At 62.6% G+C, this 16,245-nt stretch carries 19 protein-coding genes and 1 pseudogene; 10 read left to right on the plus strand and 10 right to left on the minus strand.

Features of this window, described 5'->3' with window-relative positions; translation table 11 throughout:
* From CKO42_RS08060 to CKO42_RS08070, 3 genes and pseudogenes are all read left to right on the plus strand, one after another.
* Positions 1-407 (plus strand): annotated as a pseudogene (locus CKO42_RS08060) (ISKra4 family transposase); the annotation flags it as partial.
* A gap of 78 nt (positions 408-485) precedes the next feature.
* Positions 486-1,364, plus strand: a complete 879-nt coding sequence (locus tag CKO42_RS08065; protein ID WP_200241817.1) for a DUF4268 domain-containing protein — start codon at positions 486-488, stop codon at positions 1,362-1,364.
* 51 nt (positions 1,365-1,415) lie between these two features.
* Positions 1,416-2,282 carry a hypothetical protein gene (locus CKO42_RS08070; RefSeq protein WP_200241819.1) on the plus strand — a complete coding sequence of 289 codons (867 nt, stop codon included), beginning with the start codon at positions 1,416-1,418 and terminating at the stop codon, positions 2,280-2,282.
* Between the two features lie 102 nt (positions 2,283-2,384).
* Here the strand turns inward: CKO42_RS08070 and CKO42_RS08075 are convergent, their stop codons facing one another.
* Positions 2,385-2,615: a hypothetical protein gene (locus tag CKO42_RS08075; protein ID WP_200241821.1), complete on the minus strand. Its 231-nt coding sequence runs from the start codon at positions 2,613-2,615 to the stop codon at positions 2,385-2,387.
* 166 nt (positions 2,616-2,781) lie between these two features.
* Between CKO42_RS08075 and CKO42_RS08080 the strand changes: the two genes are divergently transcribed.
* The 5 genes from CKO42_RS08080 (at position 2,782) to CKO42_RS08100 (ending at position 6,297) form a co-directional block, all read left to right on the plus strand.
* Positions 2,782-4,701 carry a DUF4214 domain-containing protein gene (locus CKO42_RS08080; protein ID WP_200241823.1) on the plus strand — a complete coding sequence of 640 codons (1,920 nt, stop codon included), beginning with the start codon at positions 2,782-2,784 and terminating at the stop codon, positions 4,699-4,701.
* 174 nt (positions 4,702-4,875) lie between these two features.
* Complete coding sequence (locus tag CKO42_RS08085; protein WP_200241825.1) at positions 4,876-5,124, plus strand: flagellar basal body rod C-terminal domain-containing protein; 249 nt, start codon at positions 4,876-4,878, stop codon at positions 5,122-5,124.
* Positions 5,125-5,155: 31 nt separating this feature from the next.
* Complete coding sequence (locus tag CKO42_RS08090) at positions 5,156-5,503, plus strand: hypothetical protein (protein WP_200241827.1); 348 nt, start codon at positions 5,156-5,158, stop codon at positions 5,501-5,503.
* 197 nt (positions 5,504-5,700) lie between these two features.
* Positions 5,701-6,123: a putative hemolysin gene (locus CKO42_RS08095; RefSeq protein ID WP_200241829.1), complete on the plus strand. Its 423-nt coding sequence runs from the start codon at positions 5,701-5,703 to the stop codon at positions 6,121-6,123.
* A 30-nt stretch (positions 6,124-6,153) separates the two neighbouring features.
* Positions 6,154-6,297 (plus strand): hypothetical protein, encoded by a 144-nt coding sequence (locus CKO42_RS08100; protein WP_200241831.1) that lies wholly within the window; start codon positions 6,154-6,156, stop codon positions 6,295-6,297.
* A gap of 56 nt (positions 6,298-6,353) precedes the next feature.
* Here CKO42_RS08100 and CKO42_RS08105 read toward each other — a convergent pair whose 3' ends face one another.
* The 3 genes from CKO42_RS08105 to CKO42_RS08115 form a co-directional block, all read right to left on the minus strand.
* Complete coding sequence (locus CKO42_RS08105; protein WP_200241834.1) at positions 6,354-6,611, minus strand: hypothetical protein; 258 nt, start codon at positions 6,609-6,611, stop codon at positions 6,354-6,356.
* A gap of 66 nt (positions 6,612-6,677) precedes the next feature.
* On the minus strand, positions 6,678-7,913 hold the full coding sequence (gene zigA / locus CKO42_RS08110) for a zinc metallochaperone GTPase ZigA (protein ID WP_242479225.1): 1,236 nt from the start codon (positions 7,911-7,913) through the stop codon (positions 6,678-6,680).
* A 133-nt stretch (positions 7,914-8,046) separates the two neighbouring features.
* Complete coding sequence (locus CKO42_RS08115; RefSeq protein ID WP_200241836.1) at positions 8,047-8,781, minus strand: DUF1826 domain-containing protein; 735 nt, start codon at positions 8,779-8,781, stop codon at positions 8,047-8,049.
* A gap of 153 nt (positions 8,782-8,934) precedes the next feature.
* On the opposite strand from CKO42_RS08115, the gene CKO42_RS08120 reads away from it, so the two are divergent.
* Entirely contained in the window at positions 8,935-9,072 is a 138-nt protein-coding gene (locus CKO42_RS08120) for a hypothetical protein (protein ID WP_200241838.1), read from the plus strand.
* On the plus strand, positions 9,065-9,751 hold the full coding sequence (locus CKO42_RS08125) for a DUF1826 domain-containing protein (RefSeq protein WP_200241840.1): 687 nt from the start codon (positions 9,065-9,067) through the stop codon (positions 9,749-9,751). Before CKO42_RS08120 ends, CKO42_RS08125 begins: the two co-directional genes overlap by 8 nt.
* A gap of 590 nt (positions 9,752-10,341) precedes the next feature.
* Here the strand turns inward: CKO42_RS08125 and CKO42_RS08130 are convergent.
* The 6 genes from CKO42_RS08130 to CKO42_RS08155 all read right to left on the minus strand — a co-directional run bounded on the left by CKO42_RS08130 (position 10,342) and on the right by CKO42_RS08155 (position 16,057).
* Positions 10,342-10,806 (minus strand): RidA family protein, encoded by a 465-nt coding sequence (locus CKO42_RS08130; RefSeq protein ID WP_200241842.1) that lies wholly within the window; start codon positions 10,804-10,806, stop codon positions 10,342-10,344.
* A 63-nt stretch (positions 10,807-10,869) separates the two neighbouring features.
* Positions 10,870-11,997 carry a glycine oxidase maturase GoxB gene (gene goxB, locus CKO42_RS08135; protein WP_200241845.1) on the minus strand — a complete coding sequence of 376 codons (1,128 nt, stop codon included), beginning with the start codon at positions 11,995-11,997 and terminating at the stop codon, positions 10,870-10,872.
* A 24-nt stretch (positions 11,998-12,021) separates the two neighbouring features.
* A complete protein-coding gene (gene goxA / locus CKO42_RS08140; RefSeq protein WP_200241848.1) occupies positions 12,022-14,067 on the minus strand; it encodes a CTQ-dependent glycine oxidase GoxA in 2,046 nt (681 codons plus the stop codon).
* Between the two features lie 285 nt (positions 14,068-14,352).
* Positions 14,353-15,333, minus strand: coding sequence for a DNA-binding protein (locus tag CKO42_RS08145; protein WP_200241852.1), 981 nt, complete (start codon positions 15,331-15,333; stop codon positions 14,353-14,355).
* Positions 15,334-15,350: 17 nt separating this feature from the next.
* Positions 15,351-15,794 carry a type II toxin-antitoxin system VapC family toxin gene (locus CKO42_RS08150; RefSeq protein ID WP_200241857.1) on the minus strand — a complete coding sequence of 148 codons (444 nt, stop codon included), beginning with the start codon at positions 15,792-15,794 and terminating at the stop codon, positions 15,351-15,353.
* Positions 15,791-16,057, minus strand: a complete 267-nt coding sequence (locus CKO42_RS08155; RefSeq protein ID WP_200241859.1) for a type II toxin-antitoxin system Phd/YefM family antitoxin — start codon at positions 16,055-16,057, stop codon at positions 15,791-15,793. Before CKO42_RS08155 ends, CKO42_RS08150 begins: the two co-directional genes overlap by 4 nt.
* Between the last annotated feature and the right edge of the window lie 188 nt (positions 16,058-16,245).

Consider the following 16,245-nt stretch of genomic DNA (forward strand, 5'->3'; position numbering starts at 1 on the left):
GCGACACGCAGCGACGCGAGGACTGGCAGCACGACCACTGCCACCACCTCAAGCACGACCCCAACGCCCTCGATCAGTTGATCGCCGAGGCCACCCGCCTCACGGATCGCCGCGGGCTCTCGCAGACGCTGCGCGGTGAGGTCCGTGCAGCGCGGACCTATTTCGACAACCACCGCCATCAGATGGATTATCCGCGCTTCGTTGCCGAGGGACTGCCGATCGGCTCAGGGGTCATCGAGGCGGCCTGCAAGACCCTCGTCAAGCAGCGCCTCTGCGCCTCAGGCATGCGCTGGAAGACCAAGGGCGCCGGCATCGTGCTCAGCCTGCGCGCGCTCACACAGACCGTCGGACGCTGGGCGCAGTTCTGGCAGAAGATCGATCAGTTTGGGGCGGCGTGCTGCTGTTGAGCACAGTATGTTGAGGCCGCACCCTTAGCAACCCTAACCGCTGTGGATTTGCGTGTGGGGTGGGCCAATGAAGCCAGCGTGTTCACCCCCTGGTTAGCCGAGCACGACAACCTTCAGCTGTTGGGTGCCACCCTCGGGCTCGAACTGGAACTTGAGGGGGTTGAGGTGAACGTCGGACCGTTCCGCGCCGATGTGCTGTGCCGCGATGTAGCAACAGATCGCTTGGTGCTGATCGAGAACCAACTCGAGCGCACGGATCACGGACACCCTGGCCAAACCTTGACGTACCAGGCAGGACTCGACGCGGATACTGTCATTTGGATCGCAGCTCAGTTCACCGAGGAGCACCGCGCGGCGCTGGATTGGCTGAACCAGGCGACAGAGCCCCGATACCGCTTTTTCGGTGTGGTCGTCGAACTCTGGCGCATTGGCGATTCGCCGCCCGCACCGCGCTTTGATGTCGTGGCGAAACCCAATGACTGGAGCAACCGCGCGGCGCACGCCGCCCGCGCAGTCGCCTCCGGAGAGCAGACCGAGTTAGGCGCGCGTCGGCGGGCTTACTGGGAAGGCTTTGCGCACTGGCTCGAAGCGCGTGGCAGTCCGCTGACACTGCCAGGACCGCACGCCGGGGCAACGTTGAGCATCGCGACTGGCCATGCCGGGCTGACGCTCAAGCCGTTTCGAGCCGCTGATCGTATTGGCGTCTTTCTTCGTATCCACGGCCCAGACGCGGCCATGCAGTACCGGCAATTGCAAGCCCAGGAAGCCGCTCTCGAGGCGGCGATCGCGACTCTGCTGCGTTGGAGCGAACGTGAGCCAGGGATGAATTACTGGATCACGGCCGAGATCAACGCTGATGCTGAGGATGAGTACGATTGGCCGCAGCAGTTCGGGTTTATCGAGCGATGCCTCAGGGCCTTTCAGCACAGCATTTCCGCGATCTTCGGTGGTCGCTGATCTGTGAGACAGGTGGAGGAATAGCGCGGCAACGCAATATGGGAGACGGGGATGACCTTAGCTATCGTCTTGGCTTGTCTGCTCACGCTCGTTATTGCAACCCTGATAAGCGCAATCACGCACCTCTCGTTGGTCGTGACAGCTCCTTTAGTCTTCGCGCTCATCATAGCGAGTGCTTTCATGAACGCGTCCGAGCGACCGACCGTCAAGAAAACGACGCACTTCAGAAATCGATCACGTGGCGCATCTCAAACATGGCCGCGGTGTCAGACCGCTACGGACCTAGATCCTGAAGACGATCTGATCGTATCCGCGAGACTCATTGAGCGGGTTCTCGGTGGCGATCCAGAAGAACGGCGTCACCGTGCTGAGCAGGATCGACTCATCCAATTGGAGCATGCATGCAAGGAAACCAACCAGCTGGTGAACCGGCTACTGGGCGAAGTGAACGTGCGCACCAAAACGCCGAGCGACCACTCAGCGTGGCAGGAGCCGCAGGCGCTGTCGCAACCGACGGCACGGACTGCAGCGGTCGTGCAGCAAACGGACGACATCCCGCGACACCAGTCGATCCTCTTCTGGCGCGATATTCAGCAACTGATCGACGCCTGCTATCACTTCAGCACGACACTGCTCGACGGCGACCCTGGGGCTCAGCGAATTGCCCAGCGATTGCAGACGCGGTCAGTCGGGCTCGCGACGCTGATCGCTGATGGCTATCCGGGATCGGCAAGTGGTCATCCAACTGACGAGGACCCGCGATGGCAAGGCGTGCTCGTAGAAGTCGATGCGGTGATCGCAGCCATCAAGAACGATCTGGAGCAAAGCCTAGGACTGGCTGCCGCAGCGGATGTCACGAACGCCCTGTGCGCCTATGGCGCGGCATCGGCGAAGATCGCCTTGGAATTTGGCGACTGAGCGGGTGCGACACTCCCGATGGGGTGGATGATTATGGGTGGATCGGATACTGGGGGCACAGCAGCATCGTCGGTGGGCTTGACCAACAACGCTGATCCTCAGTCATTGCTGGGGCTTATCACGCCGGTCTCGTGGATGACAAAAGCCGCTGACCTTGACCCCGTCCATCCGCTTGTAGGCGGCTACCCAGGTACAGGTCGCCTGTCGATCGCAGGCCGCTTTGTCCAACTTCGTGCAGGCGTTGGCGAATGCCGCTGCTGGCGCTGCGACGATGGCGATGATCGTCACCGCCAGCAGCATCGGCCAACGGGTTGGTCGGGTCAGGTGCCGCATCGGTTGTTTCCTCTGTCTTCCTGGATGGATGAGCTCAGGCGTTGACGTCGGTTCTAGCCTCGCCCACTCGCGGTTTCCATCCGAACGACTATCCTGTAAGTCAGCCCTTTCAGCAATGCCAAAAGGTTCGAGGGGGCTTGCATCGAACTCATCTAGGAGTCGATAGATGGCCGTCCACACTGACCTGAAGCCGGTGGCCCTGATCTGGATGTTACCTGCCATCCTGCTGTCATTCATGCCTGCAGCGGGATCGGCGGCTCTCTGCACGACGCGCGATTTCTCCGCCGCCGAGCAGCGCGTCACCGAGGCCTATGTCGCCTATTATGGGCGCCCCGCGGATGCGGCGGGACTGGCCTATTGGGCGGATCGGCTGGGGGCCGACGGCGGCGATTTGGCGAGCATTATCGACGCCTTTGGCGTCTCGGCGGAATTCGACGACCGCTTTGGCCGCCTCGATCATACCCAGTTGGTCACCAACCTCTATCAGCAGCTCTTCGGGCGTGATCCAGACCCCGCCGGGCTTGCCTTCTACACCGGTGAGCTCGTTGCTGGTCGCATGGGTTTGCAAACCATCGCGCTGAACATCCTCGACGGCACGCAAGGCGATGACGTGCCGGTGCGGGATCATCGGCTACAGGTGGCCAACTATGTCGTCTCTTGTCTCGAGCAAGGCCATGTCGTCTACCCACCCATCGATACGGCGGTTGCGATCATGGCCGATGTCGATGCCGAGAGCAGCTCGGTCGAGCGCGCCATTGCTGCCGTCGACGCCTTAGCCCCGCCGACCAGCGCCAGACTGCAGCCTGAGGATCTGGTCTATCAGGGTGCGTTCAGGCTGCCGGACAGCTTCGATTGGGGTGCGCGTGGCATGAGCTACACCCCCGCAGGCGACAGCGGCAGCGGCTCCTTGCTGGTGACCGCTTTCCAGGGTCTGGTGAACGCGACGGGTGAGCCCTGCTGGGAGGGCATGACCGGCTGCGAGGCGCGCTTCGGTGAGGTCGCGATCCCGGCGCCCGAGCGGGGAGCGAGTGCGTCGACCTGGGAAACGCTGCCCGTTGCGAGCCTGCTATTTGGCCCAACCGCCTTCGATGGTGGACTCGTGGGCAGGGCGGACGATGAACATTATGTCTTCGTCGCTGGCATCGAGCAGATCGCCGTGCCGGGCTTGAGCGATCGGATGCTCTACGGCAGCCTGAATCAGTGGTATCCCGAGGGCGTGTTTGGCGACGCCAGTTTCCCGACCCTCTGGCGCAGCGACGAGAACGGCGCCAATGCCGAGGGACTGTTCCACGTTGGCCCAAGCGCCGACCCGATCTATAACGGACGCAAGATGGGCGAGTATCTGTTCGCGGTTCCGCAGTGGTATGCCGATGCCGCGCTCGGCGGCCGAAGGCTGATCACCGGCCGCGCACGCGGCACACCGCTGCAAGCCGACCCAGCCGCCAATCCGGCGGCTGGTGGCTCGCAAGGCCCTACCCTGTTCGCCTTCCCAGCCGAGGCGAGCGCGCCTGCTGGGGCCGAACTCGACGCCCTGCCCTTGCTCTACTATCGCGCCCGCTATCCGGACTGCGCCGGACCGGACATCGGCCTCGGCGGGCAAGTCGTCAGCTGCGACTTCCCCGGCTATAGCATGTCGGATGACTGGACCGGCGCCGGCTTCGTCGGCGATGGCAGCCGGCATGCGATTTTGATCCTCGGTCTGAAGGCCAGCACCAACTGCTACTACTGCGATCCTACCGAGCCCGATCCAGAGTGCCCGGTGAGTCCAGCGCCTGAAGAATGTCGGCGTTGGTGCAACGAAAGCCGTGGCTACCACGGCGGTCCCTATCGCCGCCAGGTCCTGTTCTACGACATCGATGAGCTGGCCGCAGTGGCCGCCGGCAGCCGCGAGCCCTGGTCGGTGCTGCCCTATGCCACCTGGGAGCCCAACGAGCTGCTGCTCCAGCCAGTCGATGGCAACGTCTGCGCCGGCGCCGGTGGCGTTGCCTTCGATACCGATGGTCAGCGCCTGTTCTTGGTCGAGCGCGGCCTGGGTGGTTACGACAACATCAACGCTGCCGTGGTCCATGTTTGGCGAATCCCCTAAGCTGAGCCTGACGCGGCATCTGCCACGCTGGGTGCAAAGATCAGCGCCCAATGTTGCACCAACCTGAACGGGCATGGACACATGAGCGGATAGGTGAAAGGGTTTTTGGCCGACGGAGAAGCTAAGCTCGGTGTGTGTCCTGGCAAGCTTGTTCTGCTTTAGGGTGGAGATCATATGGCGATCAACGCATTCGACGCTGGCCTGCTTGGCCTGCAGCGCGGTTTCCAAACGGTGAGCCATGCCGCCGGCAACATCGCGCGGCACACGAGCGACTTTGAGGCCAATGGCGCACGAGGCGCGGAGGCGGATCTCGCGCAGGAACTGGTGAGCCAGCGCATCGGCCAACGGCAGACGGAGGCCTCCGCCCAGGTGGTCAAGGCGGCCGATGAGACGCTCGGAACGCTGATCGATCTGTTCGTTTGAGCGGGACTGAGCGGCCGTTGTCTAAAGGTCGATGACACTGAACACCAAACCGTCTCAGAGGGCTGTCCTGGCGCTCCTTCCGCTCCTGCTCGCGGGTTGTGCCACGACTGGCCACTTTGTCAGCGACTGGGGCGAGATCACCCTCGCGCCCGGAGATACCGGCCTGTGTCACTCCAATCCCTGCCGTGTGTTCTTCAAGATGCCGCCTGGAGAGGGAACCTATGGACTGCGCGGGGATGCCTTCCCGATCGGCGAGTATGCAGCGGGCCAAACGGCCATGATCGGCAGCTTCTTCGAGAGCAGCGTGATCGAGGTCGACGGGACCGATCTGCCGAAGACCTACCTCACTGTGCCAGAAGCCTCGGGTGATGCGCGGTGAGTCGGCTCTTGCGGCAGTGAACCGCCACCGTTGCGGCGGCAGCGCGATGCGCTCGCCTGTGATCCTCACCACTGAGGCTCGCCAAGCGCACATCGCTCTTGCTGCCGTGCTTCCATGGCAACGCCGGCAGGGTTGATTTGCGCCCGGCAGTCACTCAGGATACGAATCCCTTTTGCCGTTGGATGACCTGCTCACCCATGCCCCTGTTTCATGCTCGACAAGGTCGCCTGACGCTACTCGCAGTGCTTGGCCTCATCGGTTCGACGCTCGTCTTCGCGGCTGATCCACCCAAAGCCCCGACCAAGCAGGGCTTGGCGAACCCGGCATCGGTGAACTGCATCAAGCTTGGAGGGACGCTGGACATGCGCACGCGCCCCAATGCCGGCCAGTATGGCGTCTGTGTCTTCGAGGACAATCGCCAGTGCGAGGAGTGGGCCTTGTTGCGAGGCGACTGCCCTGCAGGTGGCCTCAAGGTGACCGGCTACGACACCGAGGCCGAGATCTACTGCGCCATCACGGGTGGCGAGGTTGATATGCAGGCTGGTAGTTGTCAGAGCGCAGAGGGTACGCGTTGCGGGCTGGAGGCCTTTTTTGCGGGACGCTGCCCAGCGTCCCGCTGACCCAGTGGTGATTTTGGCTCGCTTCAAGGCGTGCGCGTCGGCCTTGAGCTCAGCAACCTCTTCAATGAGGCGTACATCGGCGCGATCGACGCCCAGGATGATGGCTCGGGAACGGTTGGCTTCTATCCAGGGCCTCCGCGCAGCCTTGTGCTCTCGCTCGCGGCAGCGTTCTGAATGCAGCGCTGTCTTGCTGAACGATCGGCAACAGCCAATGACCCAGCTGCTCGTGATCAACTGGCAGCGGCCGCGCGCTCAAACCAAGCCACAACCTGGGCGAGATAGGCATTCCCGTAAGTCCGCGCAAAACGCTGGGTTTCCTCCTGCCGCGGATCGGTCAAGATGCCAATTCGCTGCTGGATGTAGTCGGGAGTCAGACGCAGACCGCACTTGTGCTCGATGCAATAACGCCAGCTCTCGTAGTTTTGCGGAAAGCGCTCTTCCTCGTAACGCGCACGAGTGGCGGGGTCGAGTTTGGGTTCTTCAGTCATCAATAAGCGACTCGCATGCGTCGTGTGCAGGTTTGCTAGGAAGTGCGCTGAAATCGAAAGGTAAACTCAGTCCTCAGCATCGCGCATCCAGACCGGAAACGGGTCCGTAAACGAACACCATTCGGAAGGCCCCGCCGCCAACTCGTCCTCAGTCAGCAGACAGGCATCGAGCCGAGCCCGCATCGCCTCGACTTCCAGATGCTGCCCGATGAATACGAGCTGTTGGCGCCGGTCGCCAAAGTCGCCCTCGAAGTCCGACAGAATCCGGGCACGTTGCTCCGGATCATCCGGCCAGTTCGGCGCTGAGACCGCCGACCACCACCAACCCGCCGCCCCGTGGCGCACCACCCCGCCCGCTTGCGACCAATGTCCGGCCAAATCGTGACGACTGGCGAGCCAGAAGAAACCTTTCGAGCGCAGCAGGTTTCCCGGCCAGTCCTGTTGCATGGCGTCGAAGAAACGCTGCGGGTGAAAGGGGCGACGCGCCTCGTAGACGAAACTGGTGATGCCATACTCCTCGGTCTCCGGCGTGTGGCTACCGCGCAACTCAGCAAGCCAGCCCGGTGCGCTCGCCGCGCGCTCGAAGTCGAAGCGCCCAGTGCCAACGACCTCGGCCAGTGATACCTGACCGAAGTGCGCGTCCAGGATCTCGGCATGGCGGTTGAGTTGGCGCAGGGCATGACGCAACCGCTCGCGCTCATGCGGGCTAATCAGGTCGGTCTTGTTGATCACGATCACGTCGGCGAACTCGACCTGATCCACCAACAGCTCGGCGAGGTTGCGCTGATCTTCCTCACCGAGCGATTCGCCACGCTCGGCCAGCTCATCGGCGCGCTCCAGATCGACCGGGAAATGGACCGCATCGACAACGGTGACCAGGGTATCCAAGCGCGCCAGGTCGGACAGACTGACACCCTGATCGTCGCGGAAGGTGAAGGTCTCGGCGACCGGTAACGGTTCCGAAATACCGGTCGATTCGATCACCAGATAATCGAAGCGTCCCGCCCGCGCCAGATCCGCGACCTCGAGCAGCAGATCTTCGCGCAGGGTGCAGCAGATGCAGCCGTTGCTCATCTCGACCAGCTTCTCCTCGGCGTGGTTCAGGGTGACCTCCTTGCCCACCAGATCGGCGTCGATGTTGACCTCCGACATGTCATTGACGATCACGGCGACGCGACGCCCTTCGCGATTGTTGAGGATGTGGTTGAGCAGGGTGGTCTTGCCCGCGCCGAGGAAGCCGGACAAGACCGTCACGGGAAGCCGCGCATCGGCCTCTTGCATGGGGATGAGTTCAGCATTCATTCAGGGGTCCTACGATCAAAGGCGGGGTTCACCCGTCGGGCGCAGCGGGATGCTCGGATATCGACCTTGGCTCCGCCTGGGCTCGAGAGAGAGGATGGAAAAGACGGCGCGATCAGCGGTCCTTGCCAAGGCATCAAGCATCGAGACAGAAGAGCACGCGCAGGCCGTCCGGCGGCACCGCTGGCGAGCGATGCACCTGGCCGCGGCCGGCATTGCCCGGGAAGCACTCGCCCTTGAACAAGCCGACCCAGAACGGCTCCAAGGCGCGCGGTTGGGCGCCGCGTTGGATCTGATCGTTTGGCTGCCGACCTTCGAGTGCGACGCGATCGACCTCCTCATCGGGCAGCCACTCGGTTGCAGGCCCGCGATAGGTGCAGAGCAGGCGCAGGCGCGTGCGATCAACGTGGAAGCGCGGGCAGGCGACATCATCGAGCGTCTCGACCCGGGCTGTGATGGGGCTCGGCCCCAGGGTGCGCGTGACCAGATCCGCGAATCGTTCGGCGAGCATGGCCATATCCGCGAGCCACCAGCCAAACCCTGCCGACTCGATTCCAGACTCCTGCAACAGCCCTTGCAACCGCGCCATGCACTGCGCTTGCGTTTCGGCGGCGCTCAACGCAATGCGCCCGTTCAGAAGCCGTTTGGTCGTCAAACCGGCGACTTCCCGTGCGATCTTGGGATCAGCCCGCCGCCGCCAGAGCACAAGGCTGACCCTCGGATGGCCGATGTTGTGAAGCTGCTGAGCGTCGTCGACTAGGATCACGCTCGTGAGCGTCGGCAGTCGTCGTGGCGCAGCGGAGTCGCCAAAGGAACCCGATGCGACGGCGCCGTGCGGCGTCACGAGGTCGTTGAGCGCCATGGCAGTCATGCTGTTTACTCTCCAGTCAACCAATGGCCAATAATGCTATAACATAACTTTTCGAAAAGCCAACAGTCCCCGCTTATGAACGCTGAAACCCGAGTCGCAGATACCCAAAACATTGCACCAAACGACGCGCAGTCGATCGCTGATGAGGACTCTATGAGCCCACGCCAACGGGCGTACTTTCGCCAAAAGTTGCCCCGCGATCGGTATCGCAAGCTGGTGCGTAAGAACGACGAGGCCCTCGCGCGCATCGACCATTCACCCGCGGACGCGAGTGCTCCCTGCCATGCCTGAAACCGTTGTCACGCTGCCACTCAACGCTCAGCTGTTCCAGCCGACGCACGACATTGGGGCCGAGCCTCCGCACACGCGGGTTGTGCCTGAACTCGCCGACCTAGTCGACGTCTTTACCGAAACCACGCAGGTCTGTCTCTTCGAGCGTTCCCCGACACCCGAGATCGAGCGCTATCTGGCCAACCTGGATCAGCGATCATGGCGCGGCTTCCGTCTCGTGACCTCGGCGCCGACGGCGCAGATGCCTTCGTCGACTTGGCCGCTGCCCATTTGTGAGGGCGATGACAATGATCGCGCCGCATTAGCAAACGATCTTGCCTTCCTCGCCGAGCTCTATGCAGACCTGCTTGGCTGTCCAGCGCTTGGCGTGCGTATGGAGCGACTCGATCAGGCCATGTGCCCACGCTGGCACCGGGATCGTACCGGTGTTCGCTTACTCTGCACCTACCGCGGCCCAGGCACGGAATGGATCGAGGATAGAAGGCTGGATGGGCTGAACTTGCGCGAGGAGGCGACTCAGTCGTGCCCGGCCAGCGGATGCGCCGAAGCGTTCGACATCGTCCTACTGAAGGGCTCGGCCTGGCCCGGTAACGCAAAGCGAGGGGCGATTCATCGCTCACCGGCGCCAGACACAAAGGGGCGTTACCTGCTTGCGATGGATGCACTCTGGGACGTCTAAGGGATGACCCATGAAGGGCTTCGAGCATCAACATTGCACGCGTTTATTCCTGGTCACAGTGGCATTGGCGTCACGATCACGCCGGCCTGGCACCTAGGGTCATAAATCAGAAGAAGCGCAACCCTTGAAGTAATGCGAACTATTTGCGGTGTGTATTCCTGTAAACTCACCGAACGCTAAACAACCTTATTGGCCCTCGCGGTGGTTGCTCCAGACGACTACCTGTAGCAACCTGCAAACATCCGGTGCTCGGCCTGCAAACATCCCAGATTTCAGCCCAGATTAACTGCCAATATCGGGGTCCACTATAGTCCCACAGTGAGGTCAGAAAACCGGAGACCATCAACATGCGGACCTTCAAGCCGGAGCGCGATGGGCTGTTCTGCGCGAGGGTCTTTGTTCGGATCAGCGGATGTTTGCAGGTCGCTACAGCTACGGGTTCGCTTTGGCGCAGTCAGCGCTGAGGAGATGGCGAGGTCGCTAAAGACCCCCCACGCTTGCTGGAACGACCCTTCCGTCGGGGCGAGGCAAGAGCGAGAACAAATTCAATCCAGTCGCGGGAATCTTCAGCCTGGGCTCAGACCGCCCCCTCAGTCGCCGAGATACGCGTTGCATTCCACCTCAACGGCAGCCCCAAGCGGGATGGCCGGAACGATAATGGTCGACCGGGTCGGCGGGTTTTTCGGGAAAAACTCACGATAGACGTCGTTCATCGCCGGAAAATCATCGATATCGGCAAGCAGTACGACGCATTTTACGGTGTCATCCAGCGAGGCTCCGGCCAGTTCCAGCATATCCTTCACATGATTGAGCGACTGCCGGGTCTCCGGGCCGATGCCGCCGGGCACAAGCTCCTTGGTGCCAGGCGCGGTGCCGAGCACACCGCCGACATACACCGTATCCCCAGCCTTGACAGCGCCGGAATAAGGCAATCCTTCAACCGCCGTCGACGGATAGGCGGTGATGTCGTCGCGCGCTTGGGCGTTGACGGCCAGGAACGAGCTAAAGGCCAAAGCCGTCAAGCAAAATTTCGCAAAGCTTTTGGAGGGTCTCATGGGTCATCTCCTTTGAAGTTGATAGTTCTGTCTCACGATCATTAGACGCACCGGAGTCCGCCCTCAAGCGAGCAAACGACGGCGCCAGAAGGGCTGGTCAGCAAAGCGCCGCTCCCTTCCATAAACCTGCCCTCTGCTGACCAAAAACCGCGTGATGCCGGATTGCACCCGATCGCCATAGGTTGCCAGCGCCGCATCCGATCCGTCCACCGCTTGGGCTGCTGCCCGCGCCGCTTCGATACCGGTCCATAGGGCGGTCGTCATCCCATGGGCGGACAGGGGGTCAAATGCCGCTGCCGCATCTCCTACCGCCGCCCAGCCAACGCCAACCGTAGGTTCTAACCAGGTCGTGCCGGCGCTGGTAAGACTCGGCGGAGCGCTCAGGGCAAAGCCCGCACTCTCGATCCATCGCCCGACATAGCGGCTCCGCCGTGCCAACGCTTGCCACGGCTCAATGCGATGGCGCAGCCCCTTCGGCAGTAAGTCAGGGTCCGAATAAAAGTTGAGCGCAAGCCGGCCGTCGGCAAGCAGCGAGCCATACCACCAACCCTCGGCAACCGCTTCGATCAAGGTGGCTTGCGTCGGCTCGACATCCTCATCTTGCTGCACCAGGAAATCGTAGGCGGCGATCAGTGTATCTTGTCGCTTCATGGCGGCAAAACGGCGGCTGACGGCGGCTTGGCGGCCAGTGGCGTCAATGATGAACCCGCCACTGACCTCCTCTTCGCCCCCTTGATCCAGGGCGACCCTGATGCGCCAGAGGTCAGCCTCTCGACTCGCCGCCACCACGCTGCCGCCGAGACACTCCACCATTCGACAGTGCGCCACAGCCCTCGCCAGGTTGCACTCCAGCATTCCGCGATGCACCACATAGCCGAGGCGACCTGTCATGCCGAGGCGGTTTCGTTCAAGCAAGGCATCCCCACCCCAGCTGCTGTAGGTGACCTCAACCCGCCGATGGGCCGGATCGTCCAGACAACCGCCAAGGCCCAGAGATTGCAGTAACGGCTCCGCCGCCGCCGCCAGACTTTCGCCCGGCTTGTCCTTCAAAGCCCGACCCTTGTCCGAGGAGATGGCTTCGTCGGACAGGCCGGGGGCGATCCAGAGCACGGGCTGGTCTTCCTTGGCCAACGCAAGGCAGGCAGCCATTCCGGCAATGCCTGCCCCGGCGACAATCATCGGTGCCGCCATGAGCGGGCCTACCCTGCCTACCCCTTACGGCAACTGCCCGTGATCAGGCTGCCAATCAAATCGGTTTTCAACGCTGCCACGCCCAACCTCGACATAGACCGTCTTTGGAATACCGGCAGGCCGCTGGCCGTCCGCCGGGCCGGGACGGGCCATGACAAAGCCCATCTCCTGCCACAGGTTGATCATGTTGCGAATGCCGTCCCAGTAACTGGCATTGGCGTGATAGCCGATGCCCGGGACGCCACGCGCCCACCAGACCCGGTTCTCAAAGAATTTGACTCGCTCTTCGGCAGAGAGGTCTTCGCGCATCATCTGCTCATAATAGACCTCGGGCAGCACATCCACCGGCAGCAGCGCCGGCCACCAGACCGGCGTCGGGAAATCATCCTGCATGACGACACGCTGACAGCTAAATGCGTCGGGCTGCCAGGGTAGACCCATCCAGCGGGTCAGATCACCGGGCATTTGCGGGCCGATCGGCGGCGTCTCGCCATTTTTGGCGGTCGTTACCGCGTCGAAATCGATGATCATGCCGACATTCTGCACGAGGGAAGCACGATTGCCGCGGGCAATCCGAAAAGGCTCCGCATCGGCATTGGCATGGCGCTGATAGAGCGGCGCCAGACGCAGATAATAGGAAAGCTCAACGCCGGGATGAAACGCCCCGCCAGAACAGGGCTCAAGTGCTGCCTCAGTCAGTGCGAAGGGCTGGACCGCCACCGGCAATTGATCAATCGTCGTCACCTGGTCCAGGGTTGCGTCGGAGAAATCATCGACGAACTGTCCTTCCGCCCATAATTCCAACATCTTGTATTGCAGCTTAGGAAACTGGAACCAGGTTAACGGGCTGCTGTTGTGATTGACGCCGTCACCCGGCATCATCGGGATCTTAAGATGCTGCTCGATGAACGCGGTCTGCGACATTGCATTCGGGTCGCGGAAGTTGGAGAGTACCTCCAGACGGAACGCCTTGTTGTCCGCGCTCGAATCAGCCAAACGCTTCAGATAGCCGGGATCAGAGAAATCACCGATATCAAGCCAGCCCTTGCGGAGATTGGCGGCGGCCGAAACCCACTCCATCAGCGCGGTGCGGCGGAAGGTCGGATAGATATCCCGACGGAAAGAGAGCGGTCCCTCGGGCAGGTCGGTCCAACCTTCCTCCCAGTTCATACTGTTGATGACATCATAGAGCGTGCTGATCGGCGGGATTTCCGGTGCGAAATTAGGTCCGACACTGGCCAACCAGGCGCCGTCCGCCTGCAGAACCCGGCCATCGGGTAGCGTGACAGTCGCGTCCACCGGGCCATCACACCAATCGTCATACCAGCCGTCATTGTCGGCGAAGCTGGTGATCGGGGCGCCTCTCGGACTGTCAGCAATACCGTCCGCCGGCACCACTAGGAGCCGCCCCGCCTCGTCCGTTCGCACCTGCCCTAAACTGACGTCCACACTGTCCCAGAAACGGCCGGTCATGGCGTGGTCCGCACTGTCGCCGTCCCAATTGACCTTGACGCCGCTGATGGACACCGCGCCGGGATCAATCACCAGCATGCGCTCGCGCTGCTCGCGAGTATGGAAGTACTGATTTCGCTGCTGACCCGGCAAACCCGGGGCGTCGGCATTGTCCAAAGGATTGTTGAATCCGTACCAAGCAGCCTTGCTGTTAGCGAGGTGTACCCGCCATTCGATCTTGGCCTCAGCGTCGGTCACTTCGCTGATCACTCGCCCCTCGCTGTCGAACGCATAGACCCGAAAGCGCTGGACCTGCTTTTTCAGCTTGCTGGTCCCGTCCTTGAACCCACCTTCGGGACGAGGAGGAACGCCCGGCAGTTCAGGGGCCAGAAACCATTTTTGGCTGCCGCCGACCCGGCAGATGCCAATCGCCGGATAAATCCCCACCCGCGCGATCACCGCGCCGGCGGGCGCCGCCTCCAATGCCGGCGTCGCCGCTACCGAGAGTTTCGGCAGAAACGGAAATCCAGCCCCGGCAAGCCCTGCCGCCGCGCCCACCATCGCCAGGAAGTCACGGCGTTTGACGCCCCCTTTCGGATTTTGATCAACCTGACTCACCATGACTTCTCCCGGAAGTATCGTCCGAACTCGTAAAACTCCCAGCACGAAACGACACTTTCAAGGCTGGCTCGGCATGAGAGACCGAACAAACGAAGCATGTTGAGGACTGGCTGGATTGACGAAAAACAATATGGCCATCCCAACCGCGAATGCAAGACGCCGACTTCCCCTTTCCACCGCCCGGCCTGAACGCTGCTCCGCTATGAAGGGGATTAAGACCGGGATCTTTTCTCCGGCATGATGGAGATTTTATATCCGAACCTAGACCCGAATTAAAGACGATTAAGCCTCCTTAACAGGCTCAACTTGAACCCGCAGCGCATCCACCTCGCGCCGTAACTCCTCCTCCGCCTCCCGAGCCACCCGCTCGGCCTCCCGCGCCTGATCCCGCTGCGCCACAGCCACCTGCTCCCTGACCCGCACTTCAGCCAAGGCCCGTGCGCCGTCTGCAACCTCCTCACGCAGACGCTCCACCTCCGCGTTCGCCACACCGAGCTCGACCTCGGCCTGCATCGCTTGGCGCTGCTGTGAGGCCAGTGCTTTACTCAACTCTTGCACCCGCTGCTCGCTCTGGCGCGTCTGTGCCTCCAGCTTCTTGTTGAGCCCATCGCGCTCGGCGCGCACCTCCTCGATCACCCGCACATAATGCTGTTCCTGACCGGCCATGACCTCGCGCTCGCGCGCCTGCTCGATGCGCAGCTCCTCGATCAGCACCCGGCTCTGCTCGACCTGCTGGCTCAGCCCGTCGCGCTCCGCCTCATGCTTGGCCTGAAGCGTCTGCACTGCCTGCTCATGGGCGCGCTGTGTCGCCCTGCCCTCCTCGCGGGCCTGGTCGCGCTCGGCGCGCAGCCTCTCGATCAGCGCCTGACGCTCCTCGGCCAGTGCTCGGATGCGCTCGCGCTCCTGATCCGAAGCCGCAGCCTGCGCCAATGCCGCCTCCCGGTCCTGAACGGCTGAGTCCATCTGCTGCTGCAGCGCCGCGCGTTCCTCGGCCAGGCGGGCAAAGGCCACCTCCTGCGCCGCTTGCCAGAAGGCCGCAATCGGCGCCTGTAACGCCTCCGGCATCCCCGCCGGTAAGGCGTGGCCCTGCAGTTGTCCGCGGATCTCCTCGATCACCTGGTCACGGTACTTGAGGACCGTAGTCTTGGAGCCGCGCTTGAGATGAGCGAGCAGCCGATCGGCGCTCGGGGCTTCACAGGCGGTGAGGCAGTCGTAGATGGCCTGGCGCACGTCATCCAGGGTGATCGGGGCTTGGCGGGTCATGGCACCGGTGCGGACGATCAAACGTCAGCATTGGCCTCAAAGGCCGGCTTCATACCCAGCACCCGGGCGGCGTTCTCCAATCGACGATCAAAGCAGGCGAACCGCACGGGCGCTTGCAGTGACACCGACAGCGTTTGGGCGGCGGCAAGCTGAACGCTGTCATCCCCATGCAGGGCAAAGGTATCAGCATCGTCACCGGCCACCTCGACCAGCGCTTGGGTGACTTCGACGATGAGGTCATCAGACCCGTCGGTGCACAGGCGCTCGCGGATGCGGTCAATGGCTGCGCCATCCGCCGGTGATTCACGCAGGCATCTGGCCAGCGCCGCCATGGCCTCAGCCCAGGCGATCCGACAGACCGCGAGCGCCGGGGCCGCATCGGCGGCAGCGAGCATCTCCTCGGTGTACGGCTCACGCACATAGCGCTTGATCAACGCCGAGGTGTCGCAAAACAGCGTCAACCGCGATCCTCCAGCACCATCTGGCTCACCGCAGTGCCCTGCTCGGCCAGGGCGAGCGGGGGCTGTAATCGGGGCTTGCGCGCGGTCCAGGTCAAGGCACCTTGCGCGATCGGCGCGCGCAGCGCGACGGCGGCCTCAGCTGGTACGCCAACAATCCGGGCGATCAGCCGGTTGTGTGAGGTCACCTCGATGGCCTCCCCGGCCTGGGCGCGGGTCAAGAAGCGCGAGAGATGGGCTTTCAGATCGCGGACGGCTACCTGCATCGTGGTTACCCCTGAGCGTGTTTGGGTCTCGAGTGTCGCCTGCGGTCTCCATTGTGGGTCACAAACACAGCGCGGAACGCTTTTTGATGGCCACTTCTCAACGCGAGCGGTGGTCTGATCGCGTGGGGGCGCGTGTCGGTGCCCTGCGCTAAAACGCCTGTACTGGCGTGACCGAGGCCGCAAATCAT

Source organism: Lamprobacter modestohalophilus (assembly GCF_016583905.1).
In the GTDB taxonomy this organism is placed as follows: Bacteria; Pseudomonadota; Gammaproteobacteria; order Chromatiales; family Chromatiaceae; genus Lamprobacter; species Lamprobacter modestohalophilus.